The sequence below is a fragment of the Acinetobacter sp. YH12108 genome (assembly GCF_013419055.1).
Classification (GTDB): Bacteria; Pseudomonadota; Gammaproteobacteria; order Pseudomonadales; family Moraxellaceae; genus Acinetobacter.
On sequence record NZ_VPAW01000005.1, the window covers coordinates 196,270 to 210,352 of the forward strand.

The 14,083-nt window shown below is 40.4% G+C and carries 15 protein-coding genes, 1 tRNA gene and 1 pseudogene; 6 read left to right on the forward strand and 11 right to left on the reverse strand.

The window, feature by feature from the left end; genetic code table 11:
• The first annotated feature begins 125 nt into the window (after positions 1-125).
• Both FTU46_RS04765 and FTU46_RS04770 read left to right on the forward strand, forming a co-directional pair.
• Positions 126-536 carry a GFA family protein gene (locus FTU46_RS04765; protein ID WP_159124076.1) on the forward strand — a complete coding sequence of 137 codons (411 nt, stop codon included), beginning with the start codon at positions 126-128 and terminating at the stop codon, positions 534-536.
• Between the two features lie 407 nt (positions 537-943).
• Complete coding sequence (locus FTU46_RS04770) at positions 944-2,281, forward strand: MATE family efflux transporter (protein WP_180104448.1); 1,338 nt, start codon at positions 944-946, stop codon at positions 2,279-2,281.
• A 47-nt stretch (positions 2,282-2,328) separates the two neighbouring features.
• Here FTU46_RS04770 and FTU46_RS04775 read toward each other — a convergent pair whose 3' ends face one another.
• Positions 2,329-3,564: a pyridoxal phosphate-dependent aminotransferase gene (locus tag FTU46_RS04775; RefSeq protein ID WP_005236666.1), complete on the reverse strand. Its 1,236-nt coding sequence runs from the start codon at positions 3,562-3,564 to the stop codon at positions 2,329-2,331.
• A gap of 253 nt (positions 3,565-3,817) precedes the next feature.
• Entirely contained in the window at positions 3,818-4,645 is an 828-nt protein-coding gene (gene map / locus FTU46_RS04780) for a type I methionyl aminopeptidase (RefSeq protein WP_004784494.1), read from the reverse strand.
• A gap of 207 nt (positions 4,646-4,852) precedes the next feature.
• Here map and rpsB point away from each other — a divergent pair, with 207 nt between their 5' ends.
• The 3 genes from rpsB (at position 4,853) to FTU46_RS04795 (ending at position 7,198) form a co-directional block, all read left to right on the forward strand.
• On the forward strand, positions 4,853-5,599 hold the full coding sequence (rpsB, locus tag FTU46_RS04785; protein ID WP_004784492.1) for a 30S ribosomal protein S2: 747 nt from the start codon (positions 4,853-4,855) through the stop codon (positions 5,597-5,599).
• Between the two features lie 141 nt (positions 5,600-5,740).
• The gene (gene tsf, locus FTU46_RS04790) at positions 5,741-6,616 is read left to right on the forward strand and encodes a translation elongation factor Ts (RefSeq protein ID WP_004784491.1); all 876 of its coding nucleotides are present in this window, start codon (positions 5,741-5,743) and stop codon (positions 6,614-6,616) included.
• A gap of 75 nt (positions 6,617-6,691) precedes the next feature.
• Positions 6,692-7,198 (forward strand): DUF3465 domain-containing protein, encoded by a 507-nt coding sequence (locus tag FTU46_RS04795; RefSeq protein ID WP_180104449.1) that lies wholly within the window; start codon positions 6,692-6,694, stop codon positions 7,196-7,198.
• A 45-nt stretch (positions 7,199-7,243) separates the two neighbouring features.
• On the opposite strand, the gene FTU46_RS04800 is transcribed toward FTU46_RS04795, so the two are convergent.
• The 7 genes from FTU46_RS04800 to FTU46_RS04830 form a co-directional block, all read right to left on the reverse strand.
• The gene (locus FTU46_RS04800; RefSeq protein WP_180104450.1) at positions 7,244-7,699 is read right to left on the reverse strand and encodes a DUF962 domain-containing protein; all 456 of its coding nucleotides are present in this window, start codon (positions 7,697-7,699) and stop codon (positions 7,244-7,246) included.
• Positions 7,700-7,930: 231 nt separating this feature from the next.
• Complete coding sequence (locus tag FTU46_RS04805) at positions 7,931-8,545, reverse strand: septal ring lytic transglycosylase RlpA family protein (protein WP_004784482.1); 615 nt, start codon at positions 8,543-8,545, stop codon at positions 7,931-7,933.
• 289 nt (positions 8,546-8,834) lie between these two features.
• Entirely contained in the window at positions 8,835-9,836 is a 1,002-nt protein-coding gene (gene mltB / locus FTU46_RS04810) for a lytic murein transglycosylase B (protein WP_159124080.1), read from the reverse strand.
• 289 nt (positions 9,837-10,125) lie between these two features.
• Positions 10,126-10,779, reverse strand: a complete 654-nt coding sequence (locus tag FTU46_RS04815; RefSeq protein ID WP_180002837.1) for a hypothetical protein — start codon at positions 10,777-10,779, stop codon at positions 10,126-10,128.
• A gap of 19 nt (positions 10,780-10,798) precedes the next feature.
• The gene (gene queF, locus FTU46_RS04820) at positions 10,799-11,614 is read right to left on the reverse strand and encodes an NADPH-dependent 7-cyano-7-deazaguanine reductase QueF (RefSeq protein ID WP_180104451.1); all 816 of its coding nucleotides are present in this window, start codon (positions 11,612-11,614) and stop codon (positions 10,799-10,801) included.
• Entirely contained in the window at positions 11,614-12,387 is a 774-nt protein-coding gene (locus FTU46_RS04825; RefSeq protein ID WP_004784472.1) for an ABC transporter permease, read from the reverse strand. The genes queF and FTU46_RS04825 overlap by 1 nt, the downstream gene beginning before the upstream one ends.
• Positions 12,384-13,319 (reverse strand): ABC transporter ATP-binding protein, encoded by a 936-nt coding sequence (locus tag FTU46_RS04830; protein ID WP_180104452.1) that lies wholly within the window; start codon positions 13,317-13,319, stop codon positions 12,384-12,386. Before FTU46_RS04830 ends, FTU46_RS04825 begins: the two co-directional genes overlap by 4 nt.
• A gap of 189 nt (positions 13,320-13,508) precedes the next feature.
• On the opposite strand from FTU46_RS04830, the gene FTU46_RS04835 reads away from it, so the two are divergent.
• Positions 13,509-13,584, forward strand: a tRNA-Arg gene (locus FTU46_RS04835).
• Positions 13,585-13,646: 62 nt separating this feature from the next.
• Here FTU46_RS04835 and FTU46_RS04840 read toward each other — a convergent pair.
• Both FTU46_RS04840 and FTU46_RS04845 read right to left on the reverse strand, forming a co-directional pair.
• Positions 13,647-13,820, reverse strand: a complete 174-nt coding sequence (locus FTU46_RS04840) for a hypothetical protein (RefSeq protein ID WP_180015291.1) — start codon at positions 13,818-13,820, stop codon at positions 13,647-13,649.
• A 149-nt stretch (positions 13,821-13,969) separates the two neighbouring features.
• A pseudogene (locus FTU46_RS04845) lies at positions 13,970-14,083 on the reverse strand (IS982 family transposase); the annotation flags it as partial.

The window sequence follows — 14,083 nt, forward strand, 5'->3', positions numbered from 1 at the left end:
GACAAGTTTAGGCAGATGGTGCTTCGATCAGCAATAAAAAATTGTATGAGGAAATGTACAAAGCCTTTTACTTATAATGAATCCGGTAAAATGATTAAAAATAATAATACCGAGGAAGAATAGTCATTAAAGCGAGATGTTTATGCGGTGCGACTCGATTTGAAGTGCAGCTTAGAAATCATGAAGTGGCTGCCTGTCATTGTTCCATGTGCCGCCGCCAGACAAGTGGGCCTCTCATGTCGATTGATATAGAAAATATTCACTTTATTGATCAGCAGCATTTATCTGTTGCAAGTACTTCTGAATGGGCAGAGCGTGGTTTTTGCAATGCCTGTGGTACTTTTATTTTCTGGCGGACCAAAGATCATTCCTTTGCCAATATTAATGTATTTACTTTGGAGCAACTGCCAGAAGATCTGGATTTCAATTTAGAAATTTATATAGATCATCAGCCAGCATTTTATTCATTTAACAATCAAACCAAAAAAATGACAGAAGCTGAGGTAATTGCTATGTTCCAGCAACCTGATTCTTGAAATGAATATCATTAGATAAAGGAAGAGCAAGTCTGGTGATTTTATCTGATGAAAATAATCTTTTTAAAATTAAGAACACTATATAAGTGCATATATATCATTAAATAAAAATACTGATTAGCAGGTTCGTATTTCAAATAGCATCCTGCTTTTCATGTCATGATCATTCTTTCTTTTGATTAAATTGTTAAATTGGAACGAAAAAAACTCATAGTTTCTGAGCTCAATAAATTATTATTTTCTATAAGCGAACTAAAGATAGAAACTAAACTTTTCTATAAAAATCAATAAATATAAAGATTTATGGCACAAGGATTGTATGTGATTTCCACTGTATATCTCAGTTTTAAATAATTCAGTTTAAAAATAAAACCCGAGAAAAGAATTAAGAATAGAGTGATTTTGCAATGAAACAGTTTTTGCATCTTTGGGTACCGATTTTTTTGAGTAATAGCATCATAATGTTGGTCGGAATATTTGACATGATTTTCCTGTCTCATTACTCACCGCAACATGTGGCTGCTATGGCTGTGTGTTTATCTATTTATTCTTTATTATTTGTTTCGGGGACGGGGATTTTGCAGGGTATGATGCAGGAACTTGCTGAAGCATATGGGCGACGTGCTTTTGATAATATTCAAAAAATTCTGAAACAGAGCATCCTTATTGTCATCGTCCTGTCTGTATTTGCAGGATGGCTATTAACTCATGCAGATCTTTTGCTACATCTGTTAAAAGCAGATAGTGCATTACAGGCTTTGATTCAACCTTGTTTATGGTTACTGGCTTGGACGCTTCCAGCACATTTGTTAGTACGTATTTTATATATTTTAACGCAAGCCTGTGGTGAGGCGAAGCGTGTGTTCTATGCCAATATTTTTTATCTGATATTCAAAGTGAGTTTGGCCTATTGCCTGATTTTTGGGATTCAGGGTTATGTACCTGCCTATGGGGTTAAGGGAGCTTTCATTGCTCATCTGACTGTTCAATGGGCACTATTAGTGGTGTATTACCTGATATTTCTAGAAAAGCAGTTGCGTGTGCACTGGTCCGGACAATTCTTCCATTTTAAGACTTTGCTAAAAATCTTAAGAATCGGCTTACCCTCAGCAATTGTCGTATTTATTGATGTCTTTACAATTAGTGCGATTGCATTATTGATCTTGCCTTTGGGGGAGATAATGGTGAATGCGCATCAAGTAGCGATGGGTTTGGCTGGCCTGCTGTTTATGGTGCCATTTTCGATGAGCTCTGCTTTTAGCATTCTGGTCTCTACCAGGATTGGTGCAAATCAAGTGCAATCTGCCTGGGATTTAACTTTTAAAGCGTTACGTGTGGTGGTCGCAAGCGCAGTTGTTTTGGCGATCTTGATCGCAATTTTTCAAAAACCGATTGTGACGCTATTTAGTGATAATAAGGATGTGCTTGCGGTGAGTCTGGCATTGATGTTCTTATTGTGCTGGATGCATATTTTTGATGCGATTCTGGTGATTAGCGTCAATATGCTGCGCTGCTGGAAAGTGGTGATCTTCCCCATGTTTATTTTTAGTGGAGTACTTTTATTAGGCGGATTGGGCGGAGGCTGGTATTTGGCTTATCATCCAGTGTCGCTCTTCACTCTCAATCTGGATGTTTCAGGAATAAGTGGTTTCTGGTGGATGCTGGCTATTTCCTATACCTTTGCCGCATTGATGTGTTTGCTTTGCTTGGGACTTAAATACCGTAAGCATCTACAAACTGCATAAAAAAAACCCGCGATTAACGCGGGTTTTTTTGAATCTAGTGAACTAGATTATTTTGCAGCTTTTTCAGCTTCGATCGAAGCAATCGCTTCATCAACGCCTTCGATAGAATCAGCAGCTTTTTTGATACGTGCAAGTGCATCAACTAATACTTCGTCAGCAGTTGCGTAAGAGATACGCATGAAACCGCCTAGACCGAATGCATCACCAGGAACGACTGCAACACCAGTTTCTTCCAGTAACCAAGCAGAGAATTCTGTGCAAGAGTTCAGACCTTTCGCACGGATCAATGGTTTGATGTTTGCATATGCATAGAATGCACCGTCAGCAGGTAAGCAAGAAATACCTTTAATGTCATTCAAGCCATTCACAACTAGGTCATGACGACGTTTAAACGCTTCAACCATTGGTACAAGAACGTCTTGAGGACCATTCAATGCAGCTTCTGCAGCAACTTGTGAAATAGAAGTTGGGTTAGAAGTTGATTGAGACTGGATTTTTTTCATCGCACCGATCAGTTTAGCAGGACCTGCTGCATAGCCGATACGCCAGCCTGTCATTGCATAGGCTTTAGACACACCGTTTAATACGATAGTGCGGTCGTAAAGGTCTGGGGCAACAGTTGCGATGTTGTAGAATTCATCTTCCCAACGGATTGGTTCGTACATGTCATCAGATGCGATGAATACTTCTGGGTATTTACGTAGTACTGCAGCTAAAGCTTCTAATTCAGCTTTAGTATAGATCATGCCAGTCGGGTTAGAAGGGCTGTTTAATACCACTAAACGAGTTTTGTCAGTGATCGCAGCTTCTAATTGCTCAGGAGTAATTTTGAAACGTTGTTCTTCACCACATTTCACGATTACTGGTGTACCTTCAGCAATGATCACCATGTCTGGATAGCTCACCCAGAATGGAGCAGGGATGATCACTTCATCACCTTTGTTTAACAAAGCAAGTGCCAAGTTAAAGAAAGACTGTTTACCACCACAAGAAACCAGGATTTGGTTCGCTTGATAATCAAGGTTATTGTCACGTTTTAATTTAGCAATAATTGCTTTTTTAAGACCTGGCGTACCATCAACAGCGGTGTATTTGGTGAAACCGTTGTTAATTGCTGCAATTGCTGCATCTTTGATGTGTTGAGGGGTATCAAAATCTGGCTCACCTGCGCCCAAACCAATAACGTTGTGACCAGCAGCTTTCAGTTCAGCAGCTTTGTTTGTCACAGCAAGCGTAGGGGACGGTTTGATGGCATTCACACGATCAGAGAGACGTACGTCCACGGCAGTATTCCTTCTTATAGGGATTAAAAAATAAAAAGCACATTATCTTAGCCTAAAATGGTGCACATTGGGCAAAAGAATTTGGAAAAATATACGAAAAAAATGCTGAATCAGTGCAACCTTATCTTGAACATCGATAGATAGTTTAGATAGACAGGAACTAAGAATATGCTTTGAGGATGAGAATAATAGGGGAAATATAAACTAAAAATGGCCACTTTAAAGTGACCATTTATATGAGGAAGTGTTGTTGTTATGCACTAAAACGTGACAAATCTTCTTCAGGACGAGCAGTCAGCACTTCAATGCCATTTTTTGTTACTAAAAGAGTGTGCTCATATTGAGCTGATAATTTATGGTCTTTAGTTACTACAGTCCATTTATCACCCAGCAGTTTGGTTTGCCAAACACCGGCATTTACCATAGGTTCAATCGTAAAAGTCATACCTTCTTCAAGAACCATACCGGTATCTGGCTGACCATAGTGCAGCACCTGTGGTTCATCATGGAAAGTCGTACCGATTCCGTGGCCACAGTATTCACGAACAACGCTAAAACGTTCAGATTCAACATATTTTTGAATCGCATGACCAATATCACCAATCGTTGCACCTGGTTTCACCACAGCCATACCACGATACATGGCTTCTTGAGCGACTTTGCACAGACGGTTTGCCAGGATTGAAGTTTCACCACCCACGATGTACATCATATTGGTATCCCCATGGAAACCATCTTTGATGACAGTGACGTCAATGTTTAAAATATCGCCTTTTTTCAGGATCTTGTTTTCAGATGGGATCCCGTGACAGACCACATGGTTTACAGATGTACAGATTGTATGCTGGAAAGCAGGGCGGCCAGGCGCTGCACCATAACCTAAACATGCAGGAATGGCATTCTGCACATTTACAATATAGTCATGACAAATCGTATCCAATTCCAGTGTCGTTACGCCGGGTTTGATATGCGGTTTGATCATATCCAACACTTCTGCAGCCAGTCGTCCAGCGATACGCATCTTTTCGATATCTTCAGCGGATTTGATTAAACGACGGGGAGCTTGATAAGTAGTGTTCATGATCTCTAAAAACTTTTGGAAATTTATATGTGACTATGGTATAAATAGCCGCCCATTTTATCAAATGCTTTTTCGTGAATATATTTGCGAGGCTGATTGAATGGTGTATTAAAAATCCGCACATATATCGTCACATTACTCTGGGTGCCCGCAAGGGTGGAGAATGCGGATATATGGAGGCCTAACCCAAACTTTAAGGTAAAGAAAATGGCAGATTACAACGTAAGCATGCGCGACCTTCTACAAGCTGGCGCGCACTTTGGTCACCAAACTCGTTTCTGGAACCCAAAAATGCGTCAATACATCTTTGGCGCGCGTAACAAAATTCACATCATCAACCTTGAGCACACTGTTCCTGCGTTAAATGATGCTTTGAACTTCGCTAACCAATTGGCTAGCAAAAAGAACAAAGTTTTGTTCGTTGGTACTAAACGTGCTGCTTCTGCAATCATCCGTGAACAAGCTCAACGCGCTGGTCAACCATACGTAGATCACCGTTGGTTAGGTGGTATGTTGACGAACTGGAAAACTCTTCGCCAATCTATCAACCGTTTAAAAGACCTTCAAACTCAATCTCAAGACGGTACTTTCGCTAAACTTACTAAACGTGAAGCTTTAGAACGTAGCCGTGAGATGGAAAAACTTGAACGTGCTTTAGGCGGCGTTAAAAACATGGGTGGTTTACCTGACGCATTATTCGTAATCGACGTTGATCACGAAGCGATTGCAATTAAAGAAGCTAAAAACCTTGGTATTCCTGTAATCGGTATCGTTGATACTAACTCTAACCCAGACAACGTAGACTACGTTATTCCGGGTAACGACGATGCGATCCGTGCAGTAACACTTTATGCTTCTGCTATGGCTGATGCGATTCTTGCTGGTAAAGAATATGCTCAATCACAAGCAAATGCACAAGCTAAAGCAGAAGAAGCTCCTGCTTCTGAGGCTTAATGCGTTAGACGCTAGCTTGTCATTTTTGCGACACGTGATGGTGGCAAAGTAAGCGTTATGTATGCAGGCGGCCCATGAGAATCCTCTGGGCCGTTTCTGTTCTAAAAAGAATTCATTTTCTACCGAATTTAGGAGATAAACATGACTGCAGTTACAGCAAGCATGGTTAAAGAACTGCGTGATCGTACTGGTCTAGCAATGATGGAATGTAAAAAAGCTTTGACAGAAGCTGGTGGTGACATCGAATTAGCGATCGACAACCTTCGTAAATCTGGTCAAGCAAAAGCAGCTAAAAAAGCTGGTAACATTGCTGCTGACGGCGCGATCACAATTGCTCAAGAAGGCAACAAAGCAATCCTTCTAGAAGTAAACTGCCAAACTGACTTCGTTGCTAAAGACGAAAACTTTGCTGGTTTCTCTGCGAAAGTTGCTGCTGCTGCACTTGCTGCAAACGAAACTGATGCTGCTAAAATCGCTGAACTTAAACTTGAAGATGGCGCTACTGTAGAAGAAGCTCGTATTGCGCTAGTTCAAAAAATCGGTGAAAACATCCAAGTACGTCGTGCGAAAATTGTTGAAGGTGAAAACCTTGCTGTTTACAAACACGGTCTTCGTATCGGTGTTGTTGTATCTTACTCAGGTGATGCTGAAACTGGTAAAGGCTTGGCAATGCACATTGCTGCATTCAACCCGGTTGCTGTAAACGCTGAACAAGTGCCTGCTGACCTTATCGCGAAAGAAAAAGAAATCGCTGAAGCAAAAGCACTTGAATCTGGCAAACCAGCAAACATCGTTGAGAAAATGGTTGTAGGTTCTGTTGAGAAATACCTGAACGAAGTTGTTCTTGAGCGTCAACAATACGTAATCGACAACGACAAGAAAGTTGCTGAAGTTCTTAAAGCGACTGGTACTACTGTTGCTAACTTCGTTCGTTTCGAAGTGGGTGAAGGTATCGAGAAAAAAGCTGAGCTTTCTTTCGCTGAAGAAGTTGCTGCTGCTCAGGCTGCTGCAAAATAATTCGGTAACGAATTAGAAAAAAGCCCCGAATGGGGCTTTTTTTATGACTAAATAAAGAATGATCAAGGAGGAATTATGGCAAATAAAACCGATATGGGGATCGGGGCTGTCATTGCACTTTTGGTGGCTGCTTATTTAGGTCTGGATTTAGCAGAATCTAAACAACAGGCCAATACTTTTGTACCTTCAGCAGAAGTTGCGATTCAAGAGCAGACTCATGTTCAAAAAAGTACGCATAAGCTTTCTGATGATACCCAGCGCATAAAGCAAGCTTACCAGCAAAGACAAAGTGATCTTCAGGTTCAGGCGAGTGGTAAGGTGGTAGCGTTATTAAAAGATGATAATGAAGGTTCCCGCCATCAGAAATTTATTCTGGAGTTATCCACTGGTCAAACTGTATTGGTTGCGCACAATATTGATCTGGCACCACGCATCCAGAATATTCAAAAAGGGGATCAGGTTGTGTTTTTTGGTGAGTATGAATATAGCGAAAAAGGCGGGGTGATTCATTGGACCCATCATGATCCATCCAATAAGCACATCAGCGGTTGGTTAAAACACCAAGGAAAAACCTATCAATAAGGGAATTTTCCTTGATTTTATAAATGTAATGATATTACATACGCTTTAAGCGCACTGTATTGCCTCAGATTGACGAGATTTCCATTTAGGTAGGACTTTGCCTAAATAGGCATCCATGCACCATAACGGGCCAATGAGAAGGAATTGAAGGTCTTTGAAGAAAGAAGGCTTTTTACCTTCGACTTTATGTCCATAAAATTGCCCAATCCAGGCAAAAACAAACAGGGCCATAAAGAAGCCGATACCTACAGGTAAAACCCAGATGAACCAGGCCATCATCAGCGTTAGTACTGCCATTGCTACAGCTAGTACGATGTCTAAACGTGCATAAAACACAAAAGCCAGAACCAGGAGCAGGGCAGTCAGTAAAGCACTAAAGTGTGCCATGATGCCAATAATGGAAAAATAGATGGCAGGCACGCAGACCCAATGGATCAGTTTGTTGGTTTTGTTTTGATGACTTTCACTATATTCATCTAACCATTCGGATATTGTTTTCATTCTATCGCTCCCATCCATGAACGTACTGTTATTTTCAAAATATAAAACAGTTTGGAGGTATGGTCAAAATGAAATCGATAGCGGGTGAGTAAAAGCTCATGAAGGCTCATACCTGAATGGAATAACATCGACAGTATTAAGGATAAAAGCAATTCGAATGCTTGCTCTACATCACCAAATAAAAAAGCCACATGACTGTGGCTTTTGAGTTAAATGTAGAGCGGTCAAATCTTATGAGTTTGGCCCATCTACACGCTCAATATTGACATGTGCAGTACCAGCATTGGTAATACCAAGCTGTTTAGCAGCACCGTAAGATAAATCTAGAACACGATTGCCATGGAATGGACCACGGTCATTCACCTTCACAACCACACTCTTACCATTGTTTTTGTTAGTCACGCGGATAAAGCAGTTTAATGGCAGGCTACGGTGTGCAGCAGTCATTGCATTCATATCGAATGTTTCACCACTGGCAGTTTTACGGCCATGGAACTGACGACCATACCAAGATGCTGTACCTGTCTGACTGAATTTACGAACTGTGTTTGAAGCAACATTGTTCAGTTTCTCAATCACTGAAGGCTCTTCTGCAGGAATTGCAATTTTTGCTGCAATGGTTTGACGACGAACTTTATCGCCAGAACGCTCAGTGATTGAAAGGCTGTTCAAATTTGTGAAATTTGAATTGAAGCTTTGAGCTTCTTTATTTAATACACGCGCTGCAAGACGCGAATTGTCATGATCATTATTGAATGATGACGACTGAACCATATCTGCTTGCGATTGCGTTAGGGTAACGGTCGCGGCAATGGCCATAAAATACTTCAGAAAAGAAGAATGCATTGAATCAACTCCTAACAGCATGTTTCATTAGATTGGGCCTAAGTAGCTGATAACCCTATAAACATGCCTGATATTTAACTTATGCAACTACATTTAACGAATTGGATAATATTCATGCTGGCAACTGGCTGTCTAGTATTTAATTAAAATAGTTAAAAAAAGTACGCAAAATAAACAATGAGTGATTAAAAAATAATCAATATTGTAACAAGGCGTAAAAAATGCCTAAAATTTAGGCATTTTGTTTAATAAAAATCTTGACTTTAATAGTATGTAGTAATTTTTACTGTTATCGGCTCGTAATTTCTGTACCTAAAAGCCACAATGCAGTGGCATACATACGACTACGATTGTACGTGGTAATCACTTGAAAATTCGGATAAGTAATATAGTAAATCGGTCCGTAATTTTCTTGTAATTGAATGACATTGACCATATCAAGATCATCAATACGAACAATCGGATTCATCGGACTGATTCCTTGGGTTTTGATTACTCCATAAGGTGTTGGCTGAGTCAGATCTTTGGCGATGACAGAATCAGGATTCGAACCGCTATAACGGGCAGGGAAGGCAATTGGCTGATCACGTTGCCAGCCATTTTGAGCCAGATAGTTTGCAATTGAACCAATCGCATCTACCGCAGAATTGCGCAGATCGATATGGCCATTGCCATCATAGTCGACCCCATACTTTGGAATATTACTTGGCATAAACTGCGGATAGCCCACAGCACCTGCATAAGAACCCACGATCGAGGATGCTGACACACCATCTTTATATGACCATGCGATCAATGCCGCCAGTTCATCCTGGAAGTATTGCGCACGACGTTCATAACCAAAGCCAAGAGTTGCCAGTGCATCACGGGTCACAAATGAACCCTTGTTGCTGCCAAAACCGGTCTCTACCCCCAAAATACCCAAAATGATCGATTGTGGTACACCAAACTGCTGCTCAGCGCGATTTAGTGTTGCAGCATATTGCTGCTTGAAACGTACACCACGTTGAATCGTACCTTCAGACAGAAAATTGGTCTTATAGGCATACCAAGGCTTACTTTCACCTGGACGATTCATGATATTGATAATATTTGGAAGATTTTTTGCTCCCGTCATTGCACTGTCTACTTGCTGGGCACTTAGACCATAGGTCTGCATAGTGTTTTGCTTGAAACTGGCATAAGAGGGATGATATTGAAAATCGTTGGCCAGGCTTAAACTACTGAGTCCGAATGCACTGACAAGGATCGAAAGCTGCTTCAATTTTTTATAAAAATTCGATTTCAACATCTTGGTATGATTTCCAATTTTTTGATAGGTTTGTGGCTATGTCATTTGAATCGTGCCATGAAAAAGATCAATTCACTTTTCTCAATTTTCTGGCATTAGAGGCAATATTAAAGATAACATTCTGATGAATAGGAGTCATATAAACTCCCTTAAAAACAGGAAAGGGTTGGTTGTTTTTTCAGCATTTTGTATTTTAGTTTACAATAACTGTAACAAGCTATTTCTTAAGCCACAAAAAAGCCTGACCGAAGTCAGGCTTAATCTGCATTATTTGAATAAATATGCGGCTTTATTCAGTAAAGAATAGGGTGTCGTGATATTCTGCCATTGCCTGAAGTTCATCCTTATTTAAATTCAGGATGATTTTATCTGCTGCAATATTAATCGCTTTGATTACCGCTGAAGCACCAATATCAGCAGCCTTGCGTTTAATCATGCCTAAATCTAAGGTTTTATTAAAGTCGACCATGAAATGACGTACAGTCGCTTCACCAAACTGTTTGTACAGATTGCTGAGACTCTGCTTATCGACACTTTGGCCAGCTTTTAATTCTGCATAATGGTGTTTTAGATTGGTGACCAGATTGGCATCCAGTGATTCACCAATACGGAAATTTCCTTCCGGATCTTTAAACAGGCTGCGTTCAGAAAAAGCAATCGACTCCTTGACGACTTCATTTGGTGCTTTACTCAGTAACTGTTTCAGTAACACTGCCACAGTAGACTTGATATAGCCTGCCAGTTTTTCTGCCGTATCGCGTTTTTCGCTTGCAGGAAAACGGCGTACCAGTTCCGTGAGAATTGCATCAATAATTTCATCATTAATCATTAATGCAGTTTTATCCCGCAGTGGATAAAGCGGTTCACTCGAGTTTTTATTTTTCTGTGCAGTCTGAATTGTATTTAATAGTTCTGCAGAAGGAATAAAACCAAAAAAAGGCATTCTTAAACCTCAATGTTTTTTATTGTCGCGCTAAACGAATAGGGCGAGGCATCCATGTGGAATCCGATACACGACAAGGGTTGATATCCAATCCACCACGGCGTGTATAGGTCGCATATACCATCAGCTTTTCCGGTTTCAGATTTTGCCAGATATCGGCAAACATCTGTTCCACACATTGTTCGTGAAAACCGTTGTGCTGACGATACGAAATAATATAAGCCAAAATACTCTTATAACAAGGTTTTTTGCCCTGATAGCGTATAAATACTGTACCCCAGTCCGGTTGTCCAGTGACTGGGCAGTTACTTCTTAATAAATGTGAATAGAGTTGTACTTCGATATTTTCATCGCTGTACTGATCTAAAGACAATAAAGAAGCGTCCGGATGATTTTCCAGGCGTTCCGGAGTCAGGTCATCAATACAGATACCTTCAGGCTTGGAAATTTCTAGTTCATCAACATGGAAAAGATCCAGTGTGATTTCAGCACCGGCAGCTTTTGAGAGGTCCTTTTCTACAGTTGCAATAAAGGCCTCTTTTGAATCAAACTTGGCAAAGTTCAGGCTATTGAAATAGAGCTTTAAAGACTTTGATTCAATGAGATTTGGGGAAAATGCTGGCAGGGTAATTCGACCAATAGCCACTTGAGGTATGCCAGCAGAATTTAACCATGAAATTTCAAAAACATGCCACCAGTCTTTGCCTTGCTGAATAGCTTCAACATGGGCATATTTTTCACGGGCAGGCGCACGAGAAATCGGGAACAAAATATCGGGCTGATACTCTGTTGGGTAGTTGGTGTCTTTACCAAGGAGAGAATGTTCTACACTCATTATTCACGCATTCCTGAACCACGAGACAATAAATAGTAAGCAATACCGTAAAGCACGGCACACCAGAAAGTAATCACGACCAATGAAATGGAAACATTGACATCGCTATGACCTAAAATGCCGAAACGGAACGCATTGACCATATACACGATCGGGTTAACTAAAGAGAGATTTTGCCAGAACGGACTTAAGGCTGAAATCGCATAAAATACACCGCCTAAATAGGTCAGTGGTGTAAGTACAAAAGTCGGGATGATCGAGATATCATCAAAAGATTTGGCATAGACAGCATTAATAAAACCGCCTAGAGAGAATAATAGCGAGGTAATGAGTACTGTATATATAGTCACAAACCAGTTAGTAATATAAAGGTCTGCAAAAAACAGGCTCATGGCACTGACAATAATGGCAACAAACAGACCACGAATTACACCACCCAATACATAGCCCCATAAAATGGCATGTAAAGGTACAGGGCTCATAATTAGCTCTTCAATACTTTTCTGAAATTTTGAGCTAAAGAAGCTGGAAGAAACGTTGGCATAACTATTAGTAATCACCGCCATCATAATCAGACCAGGGACAATAAACTCCATATAACTATAGCCGCCCATTTCCCCAATACGTGAACCGACCAGATTACCGAAGATCACGAAATATAGACTCATGGTAATTGCTGGTGGCAGCAGAGTTTGTGGCCAGATCCGCATAAAACGGCGAACTTCTTTATGAACGATGGTATATAAGGCGACGCCGAGCTGATTTATATTCATTGTACAGCTCCATCCAGATTTTTCTCGACCATTTTCACAAATAGTTCTTCTAAGCGGTTTGACTTGTTACGCATACTGCGTACCTGAATGTTTTGTGATTCCAGTAACTGGAACAGATCATTCATACGGTGTGCTTTATCCAGTGTCACTTCTAGGGTCATTGGATCAACTAAATTAAATTTCACACCAATAATTTCAATATTTAATGGCTCAATAGGCGCAGCCAGATCGAAGATAAAGGATTCTTCATTAAGCTGATTCAGGAAGTTCTTCATAGTGGTATCTTCTTTGATCACACCACGGTCGATAATCGCAATCCGACGACACAACATCTCTGCTTCTTCCAGATAATGAGTCGTTAAAATAATAGAAGTACCATTACCGTTTATTTCATTAAGAAAATCCCACATGGAACGACGCAATTCGATATCTACACCGGCGGTCGGTTCATCCAGAATCAATAATTTTGGTTCATGCATCATCGCACGGGCAATCATCAAGCGGCGTTTCATACCACCTGAAAGCATACGAGCTTGAGTAGAGCGTTTTTCCCAAAGACCCAGTTTATTTAAATATTCTTCAGCACGCGCTTGGGCAATTTTTTTAGGAATACCGTAATAACCGGCTTGAGTGACCAGAATATCAAAGGTTTTTTCAAACTGGGCAAAGTTAAATTCTTGGGGCACCACACCTAGACATTGTTTGGCTTCAGAAGGGTAGGTATCCAGATTGTGGCCAAAAATCTCAACGGTTCCAGAGGTTTTTCTTGTTAATGAACTGATAATACCAATAGTAGTGGACTTGCCCGCGCCATTAGGTCCTAACAGGGCATAGAATTCACCTTCAGGTACAGTTAAGTTAATTCCTTTAAGTGCCTGAAAACCATTTCGATAGGTCTTCGACAAATCCCTTAATGTCAGCGCATCAGTCATAGAGATCTCAAATGGTGAAAAGTTGAGATATTGTGAGTGATCTTGCAGAATAAACCAAGTCATTCACATGGAATTCTCTGTTGCTGTTTTGGCACACTGTATAAAGGATAGGCATAAAAATAACGAAGTTATAGATAGTTGCTTTACCTTATGCGAATTTTTGTTATGATGTGCGCATTCCAAAAAGCTGCGGCCATAGCTCAACTGGATAGAGTACAGGTCTCCGAAGCCTGTGGCGTGGGTTCGAGTCCCGCTGGCCGCACCATCATTTTATAAGTTCACTTTCCTCATTAGATTAAAAAATCAATTTCAGATCTATAAAATAAATTATGGATTCTCTTCCTCTTCATCCTGATGTTTTTGACGTATTTGATCTCTTTTCACCTGAGGGTCTTGATCCACGCCTAACTGACCGCGTTGAATCTCTCGATCCTGTTTCTCTTGCGGATCTAATTCTTCTTCTGGAAACTCTTCATTCAGTTCTTCATTTGGTTTAGCCATCGGGAATTACCTCTTGGAAATATAAGTAATAATGTCTGTAGAAGATGCTCTTGGACCTCTTATTCTATAAAAGTAGGTAAATTACATTGTTGTATTTATAGTTTGTTTAATCTCATAAATTGTTGTTCCTATAAATACCCGAATCCTGCTTAAGCCGATGACTTCATAATTTGAATTGTTGGCTTATTTTTATGGATCAGTTGATATGCACACAAGGACGCGTAAATCCCTCCTAGAAATCCATGAACACTACGTGCTTTGCT